Genomic DNA, 21,861 nt, shown 5'->3' on the forward strand with positions numbered 1-21,861 from the left:
AGTTCAACTAATTCTTTAATAGCTGAACTGGTGAATGTAATATTGTCCCCCATATAATCTCGTATAACTCAATGTTTTATAGAACTATATCTAGTACTCTTTTGAAAAACTACACCATAAGTGTGTTCCATTTTTCTTTCAGCTGTTGAATTTGAAAAGCTTCGATCATCTCTGCAACCAATAATTGTTCCACCAACTAAATGAGCATTTGTGGTATTGCTAAATTCTATACTATTACCTTTGAAATTATAATAGTCAGTTGTTGTCCTGTTATCAAAGGGAGATTTTTTATCAGAATCATAAATGACTTTCAAGGTGGATCCATTTAAGTCAAAAGTCATATTTCTGACCATTTTTATTGCTCTTGGGTAACAAAGTGCGTATTGTCCTCTAGGCAAGAGAATAGTGGTATATCCATTATTTGTAGCAAATTGGATTGCGTTGTTTATCCCTTGAATGTTTGCATCTGCAGTCATATAATCTGCATCTGTATAAGGCTTGCTAAGTAATCCTTGTTTTATATTCCATTTGACAAGATCAATTGTATACAAGCTTTAACACTCTCCTTTTTAAAAGATACAATCTTCGAAAAATTTCTTTTATGTTTTGTATGATTTTAGATATTATATAAAATAGAATTTTGGTTGATTGGACAAGTAGTTAATTTAAAATCAACTTAAGATTTTTTGTGTATTTTGTAGAGAAAACGTAGTTGAATTGGCATAACTGGAAGATATTAGGAATCGTGTTGGAATTTCAAATAAAAAAACCGGTATAATCGTAATTGAAACGATTATACCGGTTTTTTTTATTTATATTAATTTCCAATTAACCAGGAACAAAAACCCTCATCCACTCCCCATTAACAAGTTGGAACTCCCAATGTCCAGCAGCAGAGATAGCTGTTTCAAAGGTAACAGTTTGATGGTGCAAAACTTTAGGTGCTTCATATTTCATTTTTACTTTGTTTTTCTTTTCCATAATATTTCCTCCCATTTTACTTGGAACAAGAGCATGTTCCTTTGTCAAAATCGTATACGTTGATTTTTTCTTGATTGCCTACTTTATCGATGCTGTAGTATTCCAAGGTGTGGGTATTTTCGGCATAGACATCAAATGGATTTGTATAGACTTGCCAAGCACCACCGTTTATACGATATAAGGTTTCTTTTACACCTGATTTATCATCAGTTGCTGTGTAAGTAACAGTTAATGCAATGATATAGGTGTTTTTATCGTTGAAAATAGGTGTCATCTTATTTTTGGTAACCGGTGGTATTGTATCAGGATTAATAACCGTTACGTTAGCTGTATCAGTTAATCCACCTTCCAATGTCGTGACCGTGATGGTAGCTTGGCCTAGACCGACAGGATGGACGATACCATTTTTCACAGTGACTACACTCGGATTGGAGGTAGACCAAGTAACATTTTGATTAGTGGCATTGGACGGATTTAGCGTTGCCGTTAAGGTTTGGTCCGCATCGCCTAGATTAAAATTCAGTGTTTTAGGGTCAAGTGTTACGCTTAACACTGGCGCTGTTACAGTAACGGTTGCTGTATCTATGAATCCCCCATCTTCCGTCGTAACGGTAATAATTGCTTTACCTGGTCCAACAGGATGGACGATACCATTTTCTACAGTGGCTACATTTGGATCAGAAGTAGACCAAGTTACATTCTTGTTAATGGCATTGGATGGAGCAATTGTAGCCGTTAATGGTTCATCTTTTCCACCAACAATTAGATTAAGTGTTTCTGGATCAATCGATACACCAGTAACTGGAACCGTGACGGTAATGGCTGCTGTATCGGTGAAACCACCGTCTTCTGTCGTAACTGTTATTGTAGCTTTTCCTGGTCCGACTGGGTGAACGACACCGTTATCGACAGTTACGACACTTGGGTCGGAGGTAGACCAAGTAACATTTTTATTTGAAGCATTGGATGGAGAAATCGTAGTAGTTAGTGTTTCATCTTTTCCGCCTACGATTAGGTCAAGAGATTTAGGGTCAAGTGATATACCGGTTACAGGAACCGTTACAATAACAGTTGCTGTATCGGTAAAACCGCCATCTTCTGTCGTAACGGTAATCATAGCCTTACCTGGTCCGACTGGGTGAACGACTCCGTTATCGACAGTTGCCACACTTGGGTCAGAGGTAGACCAAGTAACATTTTGATTAGTAGCGTTGGATGGAACAATCGAAGCAGTTAACTTTGCATCTTTTCCACCTACTGTAAGATTGAGAGAATTAGTATCAACGGTTACTCCTGTCACCGGTACTGTAACACTGACTTTAGCTTTGTCTTGAAGTTTGCCATCTTCTGTTGAAACAGTAATAATAGCTGTGCCAGGACCGACAGCATGGACGATGCCATTTTTCACAGTGGCAATACTAGGGTCAGAAGTAGACCAGACGACGTTTTTGTTAGTAGCGTTATTTGGTGTAATTGTGGCTGTTATTGTTGCATCTTTTCCACCGACAGTCATGTCTAAATTTTTCGGGTTAAGTGATAAGCTTTTAATAGGTACTAGTTTACTAGCACAAACGGTTATTAAGGACCAATCGTAATGTCCATTTTTGGTAAATACTTTTACTATTGCGACTCCAGGACTTATGGCGTGCACCACTCCATCAGAAGATATGGTAGCTACTTTTGGGTTAAAAGATAACCAAATGAGTTCCTGATTTGTCGCATTCGATGGTTTAATTGTTGCTTTTAATGTAGCATCTTCTCCATCAACAGTAAGGGTTACTATTTTCGGATTTAAATACACAGATGAAACAGCGATAACCGGGTCACAAACCGTCACAGTGACTTTGTCTTTAAAATTCCCGTCCTGAGTTGTAACAGTAATTGTTGCTGTACCCGGTTTGACAGGATGCACAAGCCCGCTACTTGAAACTGTAGCTACACTCGGATTGGATGAAGTCCAGGTGACATTTTTGTTAGTGGCATTGGATGGCTTTATTGTTGCAGTGAGTGGAGCATCTTTATCATTGATGTTTAGCTTTAAGGAATTTGGATTTAAAGAAACACCTTTTAAAGCAATATTAGGATCACTAACTATTACTGTGGTTCTAGCTTTAAAATTCCCATCTTTAGTTGTGACAGTAATCGTAGTGGACCCAGCGCTTACAGAATGGACTATTCCACTGCCAGATACCGTGGCTACCTTAGTATTTGAGGAAGTCCAGGTGACCTGTTTATTTGTGGCATTAGAAGGTTTAATCGTTTCCGTAAGTCTTTCATCTTTATCCTTAATGTTCATATATAAGGTATCCGGATGTAAGGAAACACCCGTTACAGGCACAGACTTATTGCCTTTTCCACCTCCATTTGTTGCAAAGGCTTGCGAGCTACCGTTTAGATAAATAAAGAAAATCGTTAGCATTAAAATCGTGAGCGTTTTGAAATACCTTGTAAACAACATAAAATCTTCCCCCAGTAAAGAATGTTTTATAGAAACTAAACTATCTTTGGTATCCTCCCCCTATCAAAATATATTATTTATAAAGAATAAGCACGGAGAGAACAGGTTGAAGGTAATGGTATGTATTCCTCACTCACTCGATATATCTCACGTTATATAGAACTAAATACCCTATATTTTTCAGAATACCATCGTTCTCGATAAAGAACAATACGTTTGAAAAATAATTAATGAATTCATTAAATCATCATTGCGACTTATAAAAACGGCAAGTATCCTTAAATTCATGAGCATTATATTATATATTGCTTGAAATTTGTTCTTTAAAAAGAATAAATAATCCATTATAATTATCGCTATAGGATAATATTACTAATAATACAAAGAAAGGAACTAGTTATGAAAATAACCCACACAAAAATAGGGGAACATTTTATCCAGATAGAAAATGCTCCTGATTTTATAGACGGAATGTTTCGTGATTTAGGAAGCTCGAATAAAAATCCTGATCTCACCATAACCGTCCAGATGGAATTTGGAGAACCTTTTGTAGATTACGAGGTGAATGTTACTAATACGGCTGATAGAATTTATTTTCGAAGGTCGGATTATCTAGTAGAAGTAGATGCAGGTTACCAATTTGCCGAAATTTCCGCTTATAATGAGTTGGCTTTAAAGCATGCATTCATAAATTTATATAGTTCATTCATTGTATATCATGAATGGGGGTTGTTACTTCACTCCTCCTGTGTGATTGATGACGGAAAAGCTCACATTTTTGCTGGGCACTCGGGAGCTGGAAAATCAACGGCTGCTAAACTATCATATCCCAGAAATCTTCTGTCGGACGAAGCGACCATTTTAAAAGTTACCCCTGATAAAGTAGAAGTTTTTAATTCACCTTTTCGAAGTGAACTACGATCTGAGGGAGAAGAGGGCCACTTACCATTAGGTAGTATCCAAGTTTTACATCAGTCACTTACTAATCGAAGAAGTAAATTAGCGAAGTCGGACACGCTTTTAACTTTGATTGATAAAGTGTTTTATTGGTCCGATGATCCAGTGAACACTAAAGTGATTTTGTCCATGTTAACTAAAGTTGCAAACCAGGTGCCAGCATATGATCTTTTTTTTCAAAAAAATAATTCTTTTTGGGAGTTGATCTCGTAATGGTTCAATATATACAAAGTAATCATGTGGAAGCTACACAGCTTGATGATGAGTGGATTATTTTACATACGGATACATTCACAGTCACAAAATTAAACGGAATTGGGGGATATTGCTGGGATCTTCTAAGTCAAGCTCAAACGGTGGATTCCTTGATTCAGAAAATCACGGATCAATATGACACGACAAAATCTGAATCTAAAATTGACATAGAAAATTACTTAACTGACTTATTACATTTTGGTTTAATTCAGCATGTTGTTTGATAAAGAGACAGTAGACTTATTTAAAACTGTTGTGAAAAAAGAGGGATCTTTTCATCTACCAGCTCAAGGGAACAGTATGTACCCTTTCATAAAAAGCGGTGATATCTGCTATTTTAACGAATGTAAGCTAGTTCAATTGAAAAAGGGAGATATTGTATTGTTTTATAGTGCAACAAAGCGATTGATTGCGCACCGTTATTATAAGGAAATGAAGAATAATCAACAGCGGCAATTCCTTTTCAAAGGAGACACGAATTTGGGCTATGATCAGCCCATACGTGGAGAACAGATTGTCGGTAAGCTGCTTTATGTCCAAAAAAGACATACTAAACTTTATGTTTCTAGTTTTCTAGCTAAAACATGGGGGAAACTGATTATGTCTGTTCCAATGTTGACGATTGTTTTACGAAGGTATATCAATTTTCAACGAAGGAAAAAGGGAGGGGTTAATAAATGAATCCTACATTGTTGCAAATCCTATATGATTCACATATAGGGCTGCCCAACGATTCAGCCTATTATTGGGGGCTTCTTGATGATATTGAAAAATCGAATGTTCACGCACAAACATATACTATTATGAAGCAGGGAGGGAGGTTGGAGGCAACTCCGGCGTTCTATCAACAAATATTAAAAGAAAAATTTCAACGTGTCTTATTCCAAAATATCCTTATTAAAAATCAAACGAACCAAATCCTGAATGATTTTGAGAAAAGCGGCATAGATATCATTCCGTTAAAAGGAACTGCATTTTCCGAACAATATTTTGGTCATCTAGGATCACGACCAACCTCTGATATTGATCTATTAATTATGCCTACTGATATGGATCGTGCCATTGATATAGTTAAAAGCTTGGGATACATAGAAGAGAGGAAACCAATCCCATTCCATTTTCATCGTTCATACAGTAAAGTCCTACCTGGTTCTTCTATTCCCTTAACGGTCGAACTTCATTGGGATATTTTAAAGCAGACTACTGCAAATTTTTATGTTGAAGAAATTTGGGAGGAAGCATTATCAATTAAAGACTCTTTGTACATTAAAAAAATTTCTGATTTTCATCTTTTTTATATGATTTGCCTTCACGGATGGCGGCATAATATGGAATCATTAAAATATTTTATTGATATTATCCAACTGATTTCTACTCTGGATATTGATTATAAAAGATTACTGGAAGATGCAAGCCGCCACAAAACGAGAAAAAGAATCATCAGAACGTTATCAATTGTGTACCATCAGTTACCGACTCTTCATTTAATCAAAAAATTTCCTGATGAGATTCCGACTTCTTATGATCAACGGAATTCCCCATTAAAAAAGTATGTGGATTTCATTGATTATTCATTCCTTAGTTACGATTCCCCAAAACATAGCATGGTTGAGCTTTATCATTGGCTGCATCCTAAATATTAGATAGAATCCACTTACACAACTATTTTACTTCGCTCCTTTGAACTTTCATGTGTTTAACGCTCGTTCGTAAAACAATCTGATGACTTCTCTCTTCCAATAAAGAATATAGCTCTCTAAGATAACATACTGGTAAAATTTCTTCCCTAATTTAAAGAAAATTAATCCAAAATAATGTATAGTTAAAAAGACGAGTTTCGAACAAACATTCGTTTCTTGTTTGCAAGCTAACTTCTTAGACGAACAGGGGAGAGAAAGTGAACGGAACAGCACATATGGCAATAGGGGCAACAGTAGGATTTCTAACGGCGAACACTCTACAGACCGATCCAACCACTACGTTATTTCTAGTCGGTGTAGGTGGTGTTTCAGGATTAATGCCTGACATGGATATTGACGGAAAGTTGAGTAATAAGATTACCTTTTCTCACAAATTCATTCGAACGTTGGCTCAAACCATCGGAGTTCTTATGATCATTTATAGTCTTCTAGCAAGTCCTGAAACGGAGAGATGGCTAGGTGTAGGCGCAGGTATCGGTATTATTATCATTTCTTCTTTTATAACACAAAGACATATGTTAACTCTTACGGGGCTTGGTATTTTAGGGACTGGGCTCTCTTTAGATGTTAACTGGCTATGGCTTTTAGGAATTTATATTATACTAGCTTCCTTTACACCTCACCGTAGTTATACCCATTCGATAGCAGGCGTTATATTCTTTGGAGTGATAGCGTTTCAATTCCAAGAGACATTGGGGACTGAAGGGATTTTCACTACTTGCATTTTAGGGTACATAAGTCATTTGCTGGCTGATATGAAGTTTCTACCCTTTAATAAACGGGGGGTAAAGTTATTGCTACCATTTTTCTCAAAGGAATTTTAGGAAAAGCCGCAGTGTTTCTTTAATAGAGACATTGCGGCTTCTTTCCTTTTATATAAGGTGATCTTTATTTTAGTATCGTTTATTTCCTAAATATACTAATGTAATATAATTGTAAAGTCCCTGTGATGCGCATGTTATGACTTATCTAGTATATTAAGTTTAGCATATTGCATCAGGGGGTAAGTTATATTGTTAAAGAAAATTTTTGTCGGATTGTCGTTAGTTACAATGATTGGAATAGGTTCCTTTACTGGAAACAATGTAGAAGCTGCGTCTTATCATACCAAAGCAATTAAAACCGCTAAAAGTGAATTAGGGACGAAATATAAAATGGGTGGTATGTCTTCTTCCGGCTTTGACTGTTCAGGTTTGGTGAAATATTCATATAACAAAGCTGGAAAGACATTACCGCGAACAGCTGCTGACATTTATAAAAAAGGAAAGAAAGTTAAAACCTTGAAAAAAGGTGACTTAATGTTCTTCTCACCAAATAAAGCAAAGAAGCCAACCCATGTAGCCATTTACATAGGTGACAATAAATTCATACATTCTGCATCTTCCAAGGGAGTTTCCTACGCAAAAACGAATAATAGTTATTGGAAACCACAGTATATTGGGGCAAAACGTATATAATTAGTAAAACCATTCCTTATAGAAACGGAAAAAGAGGCTGAATTCAGTCTCTTTTTTTATTTAACAAATTAAATGTTGCACTAAAACCAGTCAAGCAAAATCCTTGAAAGTCAAAGAAGGTCAATGTATAATATAGGCATAAGGTCAAAGTTAGTCAAAGTCAATGATAACTCGTAATAATAAATAAGGAGGAGTACTCATATGTTATGTGAAAAATGTCATGAAAACCAAGCAAATATTCAGGTTCATCTCAATATGAATGGGCAACAGCATGATGTCAAATTGTGCTCCACTTGTTATAAAGAAGAACGAAATAAACTTGGTGCAGCCATGGGAGGAATGGATACAGGAAAGTTCCAATTTGATGGATTTTCAAATTCATTCAACCCTTTTAATAGTAGCAACATGCCTCCATCAAAACCCGTACAAGAAGATAAAGACGGAGGTTTGCTTGAAGAGTATGGTCACAATCTGAATGATGTTGCAAAAGCAGGACTCATTGATCCGGTCATTGGAAGAAATGAAGAAATCAAAAGAGTCATCGAAGTGTTAAATAGACGAAACAAAAACAATCCAGTTTTGATTGGTGAGCCTGGCGTTGGTAAAACAGCGATTGCAGAAGGATTGGCCTTAGCAATTGTTGAAGGAAAGGTCCCGGAAAAATTACGTAACAAACTGGTTTTTTCACTCGATATGGCATCTCTTGTAACGAACACAGGCATTCGTGGTCAATTTGAAGAAAGAGTGAAACAATTAATCAGTGAATTACAAGATAGAAAGAATGTCATTCTATTCATTGATGAAATTCACCAAATCGTAGGTGCTGGTTCAGCTGAAGGTTCAATGGATGCAGGGAATATTTTAAAACCTGCCTTAGCACGCGGTGAACTTCAGCTTGTGGGTGCAACGACCCTTTCTGAATATCGGAAAATTGAAAAAGATGGGGCCCTTGAACGACGATTCCAACCCGTACAAGTTAATGAGCCGACAACAGAAGAAGCGATAGTCATTTTACAAGGTCTGAAAGATCGTTACGAGTCTTTCCATGGAGTCATATATACGGAGGAAGCGCTGGAAGCAGCTGTTGAACTTTCCCATCGTTACATCCAAGATCGCTTTCTACCAGATAAAGCGATTGACTTAATGGACGAAGCCGGCTCTAAACAAAATTTGACGATTGAATATAGTCAAGAGGATGTAGTAACGCAACGTCTTGAACAAATCTATAAAGAAAAAGAAAAGGCTCTAAAAGAAGAAGCCTACGAAAAAGCGGCCGAGCTTCGAGATGAAGAAGAAAAGTTGGAAAAATCCCTACAGGCTGGAGCCAATGCAGCTAAACCGAACGTCACTGTAGAAGATATACAAAGGATTATAGAACAAAAAACAGGAATTCCTATAGGCAAGTTGCAAGAAGATGAACAGAAAAAAATGGTTCACCTACAAGAGGACTTAATGAAAAAAGTCATTGGTCAAGAAGAAGCAGTCAAAAAGGTTGCAAAAGCTGTTCGTCGAAGCCGTGCAGGTTTAAAATCCAAAAACCGTCCGACCGGCTCTTTCCTTTTTGTTGGACCGACCGGCGTAGGTAAAACTGAATTGGCTAAAACGCTAGCCGAGGAACTGTTTGGCGATAAAGAAGCAATGATTCGCCTTGACATGAGTGAATTCATGGAAAAACATAGTGTTTCTAAATTGATTGGTTCTCCTCCAGGTTATGTTGGTCATGAGGAGGCAGGACAATTAACTGAGAAAGTTCGCCGTAAACCATACAGCATTATTTTATTGGACGAAATTGAAAAAGCCCATCCTGATGTGATGCATATGTTCTTACAGATTCTTGAGGATGGTCGTCTGACGGATAGTCAGGGAAGGACTGTGACATTTAAAGATACTGTCATCATCATGACAAGTAATGCTGGAGTCGGTGAAAAGCAAAAAGTTATGGGATTCGGTACGAGCACTGCTGTTGAAGAAGCTTCAATCCTACAATCATTGGGTAGTTTCTTTAAACCAGAATTCCTAAACCGATTTGACAGTATTATTGAGTTCTCCACACTGAAGAAAGAAGATTTATTACAAATCGTTGATATCATGATTCATGAACTTGAAGAAACCCTGATTGCTCAAGGCTTATCACTTGTCGTGACAGATGAAGCTAGGCACAAATTGATTGAGATGGGTTATCACCCACAATTCGGTGCAAGACCCCTTCGCCGTGTTCTTCAGGAACAACTTGAAGATGGCATAACAGACTATATTTTTGAACAGCCTGAAGTGAAAAACTTCAAAGCTATCGTTAAAGATGACCAATTGAAAATTATCAATTCATAATGATTAGTACTAGAAATGCCTCCAAGACAGTATGACTGTAATGGGGGCATTTTTTAAAACGTTCTAAATGACCGCTCGTTTAGTTTAATAATTAGAATTCTTTTAATGAAGTCTTAGTTTGAAATAGTTTTTTTCATAAGGATATCAATTACTTGAAGGAACTGCAATAAAAAAATTGTTAGGTATAAACAAGGACTTATTTCTTTTTGCAGAGAGCATAGTATATAATATTGTTTAACAATGGGAGAAATGGTATATGTTTGATGATGAAACAGTTGTGGAATTAAAAGAAAGTGTATTCACTTTTATGGATTGGGCCATTCAAATGAAATCAAAATAGTATATAAAAAAACGAATTCCTATTTCATAAGGGGAATTTCATTGGAGGAGTGACCTATGAAAGATTCACTTTCTTATTTCGAAGAGGAAAATACCAATCAAGCACCTAAGGAAAAAGAAATCGAAAAAATTCTGGACTCCTTGCCGGTTGCAGAAATTGACCCAATGAGCCCGCAAGAAATGGATAACCTTTATTATTATGATGGCAATGATTTAGGGAATGACTTTCACCCAAATCGAACAGCTTTCCGTCTCTGGGCACCTACATCAAGTGAAGCTAAGCTTGTTACGTATAAAAGTTGGGATGATCCTGTTGGTACCGAGTTTGATATGAAGCGCTCGGAGAAGGGAACGTGGACGGCTGAACTTCCAGGTGATCAAGATGGCTTGATATATACATACAAAGTGAAAGTCGGTAATGTATGGAATGAAGCTGTGGATCCATACGTCCGTGCCGTCACGGTTAACGGGAATAGAGGGGTAGTCATTAATTTAAATGATACTAATCCCCAAAAATGGAGTACTGATAAGCCACCATTAGCTAAACCGGAGGATGCGATTATATATGAACTTCATATCAGGGATTTATCAATTCATCCCGACAGTGGGATTCAACAAAAAGGTAAATATTTAGGTGTGACTGAAACAGATACTATAAGCCCTTATGGTTCGAAAACAGGAATCAATCATATTAAGGACTTAGGTGTAACTCATGTTCAATTCATCCCCATATTTGATTTTGCTACGGTAGATGAAACGAGATTGACTGAGCCTCAATATAACTGGGGATACGACCCAAAAAATTTTAATGCACCGGAAGGATCCTACTCATTGGACCCTTATCAGCCGAAACTTAGAATTAGAGAGTTAAAGCAGATGATTCAAACGCTGCATGATCAAGGTTTACGTGTCATCATGGATGTAGTTTTCAATCACGTATATACAGTGGATGACTCAAATTTTAATAAACTCGTACCCAATTACTTTTTCCGCTATAACGAAGACGGAACACTGTCTAATGGGACGGGTGTAGGGAATGACACCGCTTCCGAACATAACATGATGCGTAAATTCATTGTCGACTCTGTGGTTTATTGGGCAAAAGAGTATCACCTCGATGGCTTCCGGTTCGATCTTATGGGGGTTCATGATGTGGAGACGATGAATGAGGTGAAAAAAGCTGTTCATGAAATTGATCCGTCTATCATTCTGTTAGGTGAAGGATGGGATATGAATACACCACTGGATGCTTCCCTGAAGGCAAACCAGAAAAACGCGCATAAGATGCCCGGTATTGCTCATTTTAATGACGCCATTAGAGATGGCTTGAAAGGTTTTGTAATGGATAAATACGATAGGGGCTTTGTCAACGGCAAACAAGGCATGGAAGATATCTTAAAAAGGGGAATTGCTGGTGGATTGAAATACGATGATCATTTAGCTACGTACCAGACCCCATCCCAGGTCATAAATTATGTAGAGGCTCATGATAATTATACTTTATGGGATAAGCTTGTCATCACCCAACCGGACGTGTCAGATGAAGAACGTAAACAGATGCATAAATTGGCAACTGCTGTCGTATTGTTATCTCAGGGAATCCCCATGATACATGCCGGTCAAGAATTCATGCGAACAAAAGATGGAGATGAAAATAGCTATCAATCCCCAGATTGGATCAATCGACTGAATTGGAAACGAAGAGCGGAATTCGACCATGAAGTAGAGTATGTAAAAGGATTAATTGCTTTGCGAAAAAAACATCCTGTATTTAGACTTACTTCGGCTGAAGAGATTGAACGGTACTTGATGTTCCTCGATGCTCCTGCAAATGTAATAGCTTATTCATTAATGACAGAAGATTCAAATATAGTTGTCGTTCATAATGCAAACTGGCATTCAATCGACATTACTTTGCCTCATCTAAAAAAGTGGTCACTTTTAGTTAATGGACAGAAAGCGGGTCTAGAAACAATAGAAGTAATTCATGGTAGTCATATTAACGTATCACCCTTAAGTTCATTTGTGATAAAAAGTGTTGCCGATTAATATCTCATGAGAACCGAAAAGGAAGAACGGTAAATTGCGTTCTTTCTTTTTTTTGTGAAAAAAGATAAGATGAATCGTTCTAATGGCAAGTTTGAATCTAAAATGCTATCAAAAGTACCGGAAGATTCCAGGACAGATGTGATTATCCATTATTTTAACAAGTTTAAGGCGTTTTTAAGCAGGGTAAATTAGATTTATAGATTGACCACTTGTATTAGGAGGAGTTTATTTTGCGAGAAAAAGTACATATAAAAATTAATGGAGCGGAGACAGTTCTGGATGGCAACCAAACAGTGCTACAAATGCTTAATGATAGTTCAATAGAGGTTCCTAGTGTTTGTTATCATCCAAGCTTAGGGCCGATTGAAACTTGCGATACGTGTCTCGTTAGTGTAAATGGTGAACTTGTGAGATCTTGTTCAACTGAAATCAAAGACGGAGATGTGATTGATACATTAGCACCTGATGTGAAAGAAGCACAGGTAATGGCAATGGATAAGATATTATATAACCATGAATTGTATTGTACGGTTTGTGATTATAATAACGGCGGTTGTGAAATTCACAATACGGTGAAAGAAATGAAAGTGAACCACCAAAGTGTTCCGTTTGATCAAAAACCTTATGAAGTGGATCAATCCAATCCATTTTACCGATATGACCCTGATCAATGCATCCTTTGTGGCCGGTGCGTAGAAGCCTGTCAAGATGTTCAAGTAACAGAAACATTATCGATTGATTGGGAAGCCAAAAGACCACGGGTCATTTGGGATAATAATGTTCCTATAAATGAATCATCATGTGTATCATGCGGCCATTGTTCAACTGTTTGCCCATGTAACGCGATGATGGAAAAAGGAATGGAAGGGGAAGCGGGCTTTTTAACAGGCATTGCTAAACAAACCCTTAGACCAATGATTGAAATTACCAAAAATGTCGAAACTGGATATGGATCTATTTTAGCCATTTCTGATATGGAATCTGCCATGCGTGATGCAAAAATCAAAAAGACAAAGACCGTTTGTACATATTGCGGTGTAGGCTGCAGCTTTGACGTGTGGACAAAAGATAGAAAAATATTAAAAGTAGAACCACAAGCAGAAGCACCGGCAAATGGTATTTCTACTTGTGTAAAGGGTAAATTCGGTTGGGATTTCGTGAATAGTGAAGAAAGACTAACTAAGCCATTGATAAGGGAAGGCGATGCTTTCCGCGAAGCCGAATGGGAAGAGGCACTGAATTTAATTACTAGGAGATTCACTGAAATCAAAAAAGAAAACGGACCTGATTCTTTAGCCTTCATTACTTCCTCAAAGTGTACAAATGAAGAATCGTACTTGATGCAAAAATTGGCCAGAAGCGTTATTGGAACCAATAATGTAGATAACTGTTCTAGATATTGCCAAAACCCAGCGACCGTTGGTTTGTTCAGGACCGTCGGTTATGGTGGGGATACAGGTGGAATTAAGGATATAGAAAAATCTGAACTAGTTTTGATTATTGGATCGAATACTTCAGAATCTCATCCAGTTTTATCGACCAGGGTTAAACGTTCACATAAACTTGGAAAGCAAAAATTAATCGTTGCTGATATCAGGAAACATGAAATGGCTGAACGCTCTGATTTATTCATTCAACCGGCTCCAGGTTCAGATATCGTTTGGTTATCAGCCGTGTCTAAATATATCATCGATAAAGGCTGGGCTGACAAAAAGTTCATCAAAGATCGTGTGAATGGCATGGATGAATACATCAGAAGCCTGGAACCTTTTACAATGGACTATGCAGAAAAGCATACGGGAGTAAGCAAAAAAGATTTAATCGCCATTGCAGAAGCACTTCATGAAGCTAACAGTGCTGTTTCCCTTTGGGCAATGGGTGTAACACAGCATATAGGTGGAAGTGATACTAGTACCGCCATTTCCAATCTCATGCTTATTACTGGTAACTACGGAAAACCAGGAACAGGTACCTATCCTTTACGAGGCCATAATAATGTTCAAGGAGCCAGCGACTTTGGTAGTACGCCGGACAAACTTCCTGGATATGAACTGGTGACAGATAAGAAAGTCCGGGATAAATATGAAAAAATATGGGGCACACCAGTACCTTCAAAGCCTGGACTGAACAATCATGAAATGGTCGAGGGCATTCATGAAGGCACCTTAAAGGCCATGTATTTAAAAGGGGAAGATATGGGATTAGTCGATTCCAATATCAACTATGTACATGATGCGTTTGAAAAGCTGGACTTTTTCGTAGTACAAGATATCTTTTTATCCAAAACTGCTGAATTTGCTGATGTCGTCCTTCCTGCTAGTCCAAGTTTTGAAAAAGAGGGAACGTTTACTAATACAGAACGCCGTATTCAAAGATTGTACCAAGTATTTGAACCCCTTGGTGACTCTAAACCTGATTGGCAAATCATTATGGAAGTGGCAAATAGGTTAGGTGCCGGATGGAATTATGCTCACCCAGGTGAAATCATGGATGAAGCCGCTCGCTTATCACCAATTTATGCAGGTGTAAGCTATGAGCGGTTAGAAGGATACAATAGCCTTCAATGGCCCGTTGCCGCAGATGGTCAGGATACACCACTTCTATTTACAGAAGAATTCCCATTCCCGGATGGGAAAGCACGGCTATTCCCGGTTGAATGGTCAAAACCAATCGATTTTGGAGAAGAATACGATATCCATGTGAATAATGGAAGATTATTAGAGCATTTCCATGAAGGAAATCTAACATATAAATCGAAAGGAATCACTTCCAAGACTCCAAATGCATTTCTTGAGATTTCACCTGAATTGGCTGAAGAAAGAGGCCTAGAGGATGGTACGCTAGTCCGCCTTTCTTCTCCATACGGAAATGTAAAAATACAGTGTCTCATTACCGATCGAGTGAAAGGTAAAGAGGTCTACTTGCCAATGAATGATTCGGGAGATGGCGCCATCAACTTTTTGACCAGCAGCTATGCTGATAAAGACACGGATACTCCAGCCTATAAAGAAGTACAGGCAAAAATGGAAATATTGAAGGCGAAAGGAGAAAATCCATTACCTCGCATCAACCATCGTAATGGTAATCCTCAACCTCAAATCGGGGTACAAGTACAGAAAAAATGGGCCCGTGAAGATTATATTTTCCCTGGTGACCTCTTAAAAATAAAAAAGGAGTCGAGGAACCGTGGCTAAAGCGACAAAAGTAATCAATCGCATAGAACTCAGTGAAGAGGAATTGCGAAAAATTGAATTCGAAGATATTGAAAGAACTCTTCTCGAAAATAAAGAGGTCATTAAAGAAACGTTCGAAGTCATGAAAGGCATGCAGGACCGTGGGATACTTTCCATGGTCAACAGCCTGCTGAAGGAAGGAGATAAAGTCCTGAATATTCTGGTCAAAACAGCGGATACTCCTGAAACAGCCAATACTCTAAAAAACCTTCTTCTCATGCTTGGAACATTAGGAACGCTAAATGTTAAACAGCTTGAGCCACTTATCCTGAAGGTGAATTCAGGTATAGCCAGAGTCGCTGAAATTGATAAGTCAGGTGAGAAACCAAGCTATCTTTCCTTGGCACGATCCTTAAACGATAAAGAGGTAAAACAAGCGATGACGTTATTGATGACCTTCTTAAAAGGAATGGGAGAAGATACAAGTGATTTAGAACGAACCACTCAATTACCAGAAGATCAACAAGTTCATAAAGAAAATGAACAGGCAACCATTCAAAGACCGACTTCAAAGAAAGATTTCGGTTCAAGTATGCCCAGTAAAAGCGGAAGAGAATCAAGAAAAAGCAGTAATTGGATTTGGATTGCAGCAGGGGTTTCCCTCATGACCCTTCCGCTTCTATCAAAGAGGCAAAAGAACGAACAAAATAAGATTGAATAGTAACGAGAGAAGGATCCTTATACTGAGGGTCCTTTTTTAAGGTTTCATTTAAACAATCCACTTGTAGTTTAAAACTTTTACACATAAAATAAGGGTAACCAAAATTTTCAAGGAGTGTAAAAATGAAACTTAAATACACAGCGTTAACTCTCTGTATGTGTTCGTCTTTATTACTTTCAGCATGTACTGAAGAGAAAAGTGAAGTGAAGCAAGAAACTAGTCATGAGAGCCATGACCATACCGTTTCTGGGGATGTTCAGCAAGAAACTATTAACAAAGCTACAGCACCTGAGTTTCTTTCTGGAAAACCTGAAGACATGAAAACCATCTATTTAGCCGTTGCCCAAAACCAGGCGCTATTGGAAAAAATACCGTGTTACTGTGGATGTGGAGAGGAAGCTGGCCACAAAAACAATTACGATTGTTTTATCCATGAAAATAAAAAAAATGGAGCAGTAGTTTGGGATGATCATGGGACGAAATGTGGAGTATGCCTAGAAATAGCAGCACAATCCATCCTTGATTTAAACGATGGAATGACTATAAAGGATATTCGGGACAAAGTAGATAAAGCCTATAAAAAAGGGTATGCTAAACCAACTCCGACTCCTGAAGTGTAAGTAAGAGTTAAGGTACTAAAAAGGAATGAAAATAAATCCAAAATAAAGAAACAGGTGCACTTATGTATCTGTTTCTTTATTTTATCCCTTTTTCATTGTAAGCATTGATTCCAATCTTGCAATCAGAAATCCTAAGCTCAAGATGTAATAATAATAGGAGCTATGGGGATACTTCCTCATATAAGACATTCAAGGGAGTTTTCATATTGACTTTAATCCGCCTTGGTTATGTAGCTATGAGCAATCAAGTACCACATTGTTCACCTTCTCAAACGATGACTTTTGCACAATTTTCTAAAATTAAAGATAAAGAAGCTGCAATACGAAAGTTAGAAAGGATTTCCGCTTCAAATCTCCAAAATTGCTGGCGTCTTCTCATACATAATGCTGCATATGATATCCAGTTTTTTCGCCTTTCTTCTAAACTTATACCTCTAGTAAACCATCCAGAAATACCAAAATGGGACTATCTTGAACCACTGGCTGATGAACTGAACAAGATAAAAGATTTCCTTCTATCTCATCCAGAAGTGCGGATAGACTTTCATCCAGATCATTTTGTCATCTTGAATAGTAGCAATATTGATATACTAAAAACTTCAATGAAAACACTGAAAATGCATTTTTTATTATTGAAGAAACTAGGCATTGATCCTGAGCATCGGTGTGTTCTCCATGTAGGTGGCGGGTATGGCGAAAACGAGAAGGCTTTGGAACAGTTCATACTAAACTGGGGGAGCATCCCAGAATCTCTTCAAAGGATGATTATCCTTGAGAATGACGATACGACTTTCACTTTATCAGAGACACTCTACTTATGTGAAAAACTGGGCGTACCTCTTGTATTTGATTATCATCACTATCTAGCTCACCATTCTAAGGATGAAAATTGGAGCGAGCATTGGGGTCGTATCCTCAATACATGGCACTATTCGAAATTACCACCCAAAATGCACATTTCTAGTCCTAGGAATGAAAAAGAATTTAGAGCACATGCAGATTTTGTGGATGTTAATATGTTTATCGATTTTTTACGGGAAATCAAGGGGAGTTTACCACAGTTGGATTGTATGATTGAAGCAAAACAAAAGGATGGAGCTCTATTCCAGTTAATGGACCAAATAAAAGATTTTCCCGAAATTGAAATCATTGATGGGGGGAGTTTTTTTATACACTGATGAAATATAATAATTTTCAAATCCTTGGTGAATTAATAGTTGACTTTTATTAATTTATCAGGTATTTAGATGTTAGTTTACATAATATAGTTATGGTAGTTAAAAAGAGGAACCAAAACGAAAAAGCATAAATATGGATAGGATGCATAGGTTTAAGTTATGACCAATCTCTGAAACTATACAGAAAATATGAAGATTCTCAAAAAAAAGAGGCTCATATTTCCGTTTTAAGATACCTATTTTATTTCACTAGAGTAATAGGTATCAAAAGTATTTAAGTGCACACAAGGTATCATATAATTGATTTAAGAGGATTGACGCTATAGTTGCAGTTATTGGAAGGAGTAAATTCTCAAATAGAACAATTAGGAACAAAACTATGCACAAAATTATTTTCAGTAGGAAAATTAAATGTCATCGTGAACCAGCATGATATTTCGAAATAATTAACACCAATATAGTGTGAAATTCATTAAAATCGACAGAGCGTTCTCAAAGATGAATCAAAAACGGCTTCCGTATTCTTATTTTAAGGTGCTTATAATTTGAAACTAGAGTAATAGGTATCTTAGAACCTAAATGAGCTGTATTGCTCCAATAAGGTCGTTTAATGAGATTCTATGTTTTTTAATGATATTCCGTCACAATATAACGAAATATTCCGAATGTAACAAAGGACCTGTTTTGATACATTCGAAATCCCTTTAAATCAACGTTTATAAGCCTTATGAAAATCAAAAAACTTGGCTTTTTTTTGCGTCTTAACGTACAATATAAAGAGGGAAAAGGGGAGATGAATGACAGATGCAAAGGACCTCACAACGAATAAAAAATGTCCAGCCGATACGCCGGCTAGATCATATAGATAAGATGAAAAAGTCTCTATTAAAATATTGCAGCTACCGTGATTACATGATGTTCTCTATTGGAATCAACATCGGTCTACGGATTGGTGATCTCTTAAAATTACGCGTCCGGGATATATTGGAAGGGACGCATATTGTCATTGTTGAGCAAAAAACTGAAAAAATTAAACGTTTCATAGTCAACCCACAACTTCGTAAAGAAGTAAGAAAGTATGTAAAAAAAATGAAATTAAAAAATGATGACTATTTATTTCCTAGTCGCAAAGGCAATGGTCCCATAAGCAGGGTTCAAGCCTATCGTGTTTTGAATAAGGCCGCTGAAATGGCTGACATTCCAGACGTGGGGACACATACACTCCGAAAAACTTTCGGTTATCTCCATTATCAGAAGTTTAAGGATATCGCTTTGCTCCAACAAATCCTTAATCACTCTAATCCGAAAGACACCATGATATACATAGGACTCACTCAAGATTTGATGGATGAAACATTGATGGATTTTTATTTTTGATAAAAGGGACCAGAAATGGTCTTTTTTTATATTGCCCATAATAACATTATGTAAACAAGGTAAAATAGTGATAGAAAAATAGAGAGCAGTGATTCGACGTTATTTATTGGAAAGAGTAGAAATTTTTGTTTTTAAACCACATTATGTAGGCAAACTCACTTTAGAATGTACTGAATTTAAAACACATTTTATTCAATAAATTAAATAGGAATCTTCCCAAACCGCCAAGTAAACGACAGTTTGGGACAGTGGTTCCCTTACTTATTAATATATATAGAACGAACAATGGTGCGATTCACCATTTGACCAGTCATATTTTTTTCTTTTACATCGATCGTTAGATTATAGGTCCCCGATTTTGGGACGTCCGGAAGATTACCAAAATAGGTACCTGAATTCACTTTATTAAGAGAACCCTTATTTTTAATTTCAACACCTTCTTCGTCTGTTAGGTGAACATCAAATGTTAATGGGTTGGTTAAGAGGTTGCTTTTGACAGGAGATTTAAGTACAAACTGTGCATCATTCTGCTTTACTTTCCCTGGCATTTCAAGAACAAGCGGCTCTTTGTCATCAACTTTTGCGGTAAGTAAATACGCATCTTGCTGGGCCTTTGTCTTCATTCTAATTATCCAATTTCCAGGTTCCATATTCGTTTGTTTTAAAGTGTGAATATGGGCACCTGCAAGAAAAGACGTTTCTTCTTTAGAAACCTGTGAAACTTGGGAGGTTGGATAAACCACTCCTGATGGAGAGATTAATTCTATATCAACATCTGCAGTGGCTGTATAAATGGTTACTTCACCATCTTTAGTTGTTTCATTCAAAGTGATAGGCTGTTCTATCCAATTATTTGATTGTAAAGAACCACCGTGGATAATTTGATTGTGTGTAGTCGAAATATTTTCTTCTTTGGCAGGCTGTTCACTTAAACTAGCAATCCCTGCAGTAGAGGAACTGCGTAAATAGGGTTCGATTCTTGAAAAAACAGCGGATCCCGTACGGATATTATCATGATCGTATTTGCTATCAGTAAAGAGATGGGTACCATAGGGTAATTTTGAACTCCACTCATTGACGAGTCCATCATTACTGCCATAGGAAGATAAATACAGCCCTCCAATCGATAATGCAGACAATGCTGGTCCCTGATTGGTACCGGTAAGCGTGTAGTATTTATTTTTTCTTGAATTTGCATGGTTATCGATGACAGAACGGAATTCAGCCATCTGTCCAATTTGTAACGAAGCCGTTCCTTCATCATTTGCTCCAAGAAGAGAAGCTAGCCATCCAGCATACCAGCTGTTAGCCAAATCAGCCAAGTTGGAACCGTGATGAGGGGAGGCAAGGGTTATAACTCGACCCACATATGGATGTGCCCCATAAGTGACTAGAGCAGCTTGTGTATCTGGTCCCCCTTTACTATGAGCGATAATATTCACTTTTTTTCCACCAAAGTGTGCACTGATTTGAGCAAGCTTAGTAGCTAATAGCCTCCCATTCTTATATTGACTGGAAGATCCATTTCCTGCTGCATCATAAAGCTGAACAAAAACCGTTTGATACCCCGCTTCGTATGCTTTTGTATACATATCATTGATTCCATGATATTCCGTTTCACCGTACCAACTGGTTGAAGATCCGTTCTTCCCCTGAACAAAAACGATGGGCGGCTTACTTGAGTTATAATTAGGAGGGGTGCTCCCTAGAAACCAATCACCAGGTGTAAAACTTTCACTGGGGGGCTTTAGCTTGCCATAGGGCTCGATTTCTGCAGCTGAAGTTTTAGATGGAGAATTCATAAACAAGAATAATGAAAATAGAAAAGTAACAAGAATGATTTGATACCATATTCTTTTCATACACTTCCTCCTAGTGCTTTATAATTTCCAAACTAACTTGATTCTTAAGTTTAAATTCAGTCGTCAGCTATGTTATTCCTTCAATTTTTAATAAAATGAGTGAATAAGGCTAACTCATACCATCGAAGAATGAAGAAAAACAGGATAAAGTAACTGATATGAGTGAAAAAAATGGTCCAAGAGGTATATAGGGATTTTCCCAGCATAAAATGTTGTTCGCGATGGATGTAAAGAAAGGAAGTTTTACTTAGTTTACATAATAAAATTATGATTGATTACTAACAAAGCAAAGCAAAAAGACCAAGGAATAGTAAAGTGTACCCTGTGTAAAGGACATTTTAAAAAAGCCTAAGCAATTTTTAAAAGATGATCTCTGTATTGAACAGGGGTCATCTTTTTTAGGTTC

Annotated in this window: 15 protein-coding genes and 2 pseudogenes; 13 read left to right on the top strand and 4 right to left on the bottom strand. The window is 37.3% G+C overall.

Annotation, left to right across the window (positions count from 1 at the left end; genetic code table 11):
- Positions 1-68 precede the first annotated feature (68 nt).
- The 3 genes from ACIQXU_RS09825 to ACIQXU_RS09835 form a co-directional block, all read right to left on the bottom strand.
- A complete protein-coding gene (locus tag ACIQXU_RS09825; RefSeq protein ID WP_402988758.1) occupies positions 69-551 on the bottom strand; it encodes a hypothetical protein in 483 nt (160 codons plus the stop codon).
- Positions 552-828: 277 nt separating this feature from the next.
- Positions 829-981: a hypothetical protein gene (locus ACIQXU_RS09830; RefSeq protein WP_402988761.1), complete on the bottom strand. Its 153-nt coding sequence runs from the start codon at positions 979-981 to the stop codon at positions 829-831.
- A 16-nt stretch (positions 982-997) separates the two neighbouring features.
- Entirely contained in the window at positions 998-3,439 is a 2,442-nt protein-coding gene (locus ACIQXU_RS09835) for an Ig-like domain-containing protein (protein WP_402988764.1), read from the bottom strand.
- Between the two features lie 399 nt (positions 3,440-3,838).
- On the opposite strand from ACIQXU_RS09835, the gene ACIQXU_RS09840 reads away from it, so the two are divergent.
- The 13 genes and pseudogenes from ACIQXU_RS09840 to ACIQXU_RS09900 all read left to right on the top strand — a co-directional run bounded on the left by ACIQXU_RS09840 (position 3,839) and on the right by ACIQXU_RS09900 (position 19,593).
- On the top strand, positions 3,839-4,609 hold the full coding sequence (locus ACIQXU_RS09840) for a hypothetical protein (protein WP_402988766.1): 771 nt from the start codon (positions 3,839-3,841) through the stop codon (positions 4,607-4,609).
- Positions 4,609-4,875, top strand: coding sequence for a PqqD family protein (locus ACIQXU_RS09845; protein ID WP_402988769.1), 267 nt, complete (start codon positions 4,609-4,611; stop codon positions 4,873-4,875). The genes ACIQXU_RS09840 and ACIQXU_RS09845 overlap by 1 nt, the downstream gene beginning before the upstream one ends.
- Positions 4,865-5,332 carry a signal peptidase I gene (locus tag ACIQXU_RS09850; protein ID WP_402988772.1) on the top strand — a complete coding sequence of 156 codons (468 nt, stop codon included), beginning with the start codon at positions 4,865-4,867 and terminating at the stop codon, positions 5,330-5,332. The genes ACIQXU_RS09845 and ACIQXU_RS09850 overlap by 11 nt, the downstream gene beginning before the upstream one ends.
- Positions 5,329-6,294: a nucleotidyltransferase family protein gene (locus tag ACIQXU_RS09855; protein WP_402988775.1), complete on the top strand. Its 966-nt coding sequence runs from the start codon at positions 5,329-5,331 to the stop codon at positions 6,292-6,294. The genes ACIQXU_RS09850 and ACIQXU_RS09855 overlap by 4 nt, the downstream gene beginning before the upstream one ends.
- Positions 6,295-6,548: 254 nt before the next feature.
- The gene (locus ACIQXU_RS09860; protein ID WP_402988777.1) at positions 6,549-7,175 is read left to right on the top strand and encodes a metal-dependent hydrolase; all 627 of its coding nucleotides are present in this window, start codon (positions 6,549-6,551) and stop codon (positions 7,173-7,175) included.
- Between the two features lie 189 nt (positions 7,176-7,364).
- Positions 7,365-7,808, top strand: a complete 444-nt coding sequence (locus ACIQXU_RS09865) for a C40 family peptidase (protein WP_402988780.1) — start codon at positions 7,365-7,367, stop codon at positions 7,806-7,808.
- A gap of 201 nt (positions 7,809-8,009) precedes the next feature.
- Positions 8,010-10,136: an ATP-dependent Clp protease ATP-binding subunit gene (locus ACIQXU_RS09870; RefSeq protein ID WP_402988783.1), complete on the top strand. Its 2,127-nt coding sequence runs from the start codon at positions 8,010-8,012 to the stop codon at positions 10,134-10,136.
- 435 nt (positions 10,137-10,571) lie between these two features.
- A pseudogene (gene pulA, locus ACIQXU_RS09875) lies at positions 10,572-12,524 on the top strand (type I pullulanase); the annotation flags it as partial.
- A 230-nt stretch (positions 12,525-12,754) separates the two neighbouring features.
- Positions 12,755-15,718, top strand: a complete 2,964-nt coding sequence (gene fdhF, locus ACIQXU_RS09880) for a formate dehydrogenase subunit alpha (RefSeq protein ID WP_402988786.1) — start codon at positions 12,755-12,757, stop codon at positions 15,716-15,718.
- Positions 15,711-16,277: pseudogene (locus ACIQXU_RS09885) on the top strand (helical membrane plugin domain-containing protein); the annotation flags it as partial. The gene fdhF and the pseudogene ACIQXU_RS09885, both read left to right, overlap by 8 nt.
- A gap of 263 nt (positions 16,278-16,540) precedes the next feature.
- Positions 16,541-17,038 (top strand): PCYCGC motif-containing (lipo)protein, encoded by a 498-nt coding sequence (locus tag ACIQXU_RS09890; protein WP_402988788.1) that lies wholly within the window; start codon positions 16,541-16,543, stop codon positions 17,036-17,038.
- Positions 17,039-17,244: 206 nt separating this feature from the next.
- Positions 17,245-18,216: a UV DNA damage repair endonuclease UvsE gene (gene uvsE, locus ACIQXU_RS09895; RefSeq protein WP_402988791.1), complete on the top strand. Its 972-nt coding sequence runs from the start codon at positions 17,245-17,247 to the stop codon at positions 18,214-18,216.
- 804 nt (positions 18,217-19,020) lie between these two features.
- A complete protein-coding gene (locus ACIQXU_RS09900) occupies positions 19,021-19,593 on the top strand; it encodes a tyrosine-type recombinase/integrase (RefSeq protein ID WP_402873024.1) in 573 nt (190 codons plus the stop codon).
- 257 nt (positions 19,594-19,850) lie between these two features.
- Here the strand turns inward: ACIQXU_RS09900 and ACIQXU_RS09905 are convergent, their stop codons facing one another.
- The gene (locus ACIQXU_RS09905) at positions 19,851-21,455 is read right to left on the bottom strand and encodes an esterase/lipase family protein (protein ID WP_402988794.1); all 1,605 of its coding nucleotides are present in this window, start codon (positions 21,453-21,455) and stop codon (positions 19,851-19,853) included.
- Positions 21,456-21,861: the final 406 nt, after the last annotated feature.

Origin of the sequence: Peribacillus sp. NPDC097284 (assembly GCF_044761765.1) — a bacterium.
Lineage (GTDB): Bacteria > Bacillota > Bacilli > Bacillales > DSM-1321 > Peribacillus.

Bases quoted from the DNA above. Each gene is read 5' to 3' on its own strand.
- ACIQXU_RS09830 (WP_402988761.1), bottom strand. From the start codon at position 981: ATGGAAAAGAAAAACAAAGTAAAAATGAAATATGAAGCACCTAAAGTT.
- ACIQXU_RS09905 (WP_402988794.1), bottom strand. From the start codon at position 21,455: ATGAAAAGAATATGGTATCAAATCATTCTTGTTACTTTTCTATTTTCA.
- ACIQXU_RS09840 (WP_402988766.1), top strand. From the start codon at position 3,839: ATGAAAATAACCCACACAAAAATAGGGGAACATTTTATCCAGATAGAA.
- ACIQXU_RS09845 (WP_402988769.1), top strand. From the start codon at position 4,609: ATGGTTCAATATATACAAAGTAATCATGTGGAAGCTACACAGCTTGAT.
- ACIQXU_RS09850 (WP_402988772.1), top strand. From the start codon at position 4,865: ATGTTGTTTGATAAAGAGACAGTAGACTTATTTAAAACTGTTGTGAAA.
- ACIQXU_RS09855 (WP_402988775.1), top strand. From the start codon at position 5,329: ATGAATCCTACATTGTTGCAAATCCTATATGATTCACATATAGGGCTG.
- ACIQXU_RS09870 (WP_402988783.1), top strand. From the start codon at position 8,010: ATGTTATGTGAAAAATGTCATGAAAACCAAGCAAATATTCAGGTTCAT.
- ACIQXU_RS09890 (WP_402988788.1), top strand. From the start codon at position 16,541: ATGAAACTTAAATACACAGCGTTAACTCTCTGTATGTGTTCGTCTTTA.
- ACIQXU_RS09900 (WP_402873024.1), top strand. From the start codon at position 19,021: ATGCAAAGGACCTCACAACGAATAAAAAATGTCCAGCCGATACGCCGG.
- ACIQXU_RS09835 (WP_402988764.1), bottom strand. From the start codon at position 3,439: ATGTTGTTTACAAGGTATTTCAAAACGCTCACGATTTTAATGCTAACG.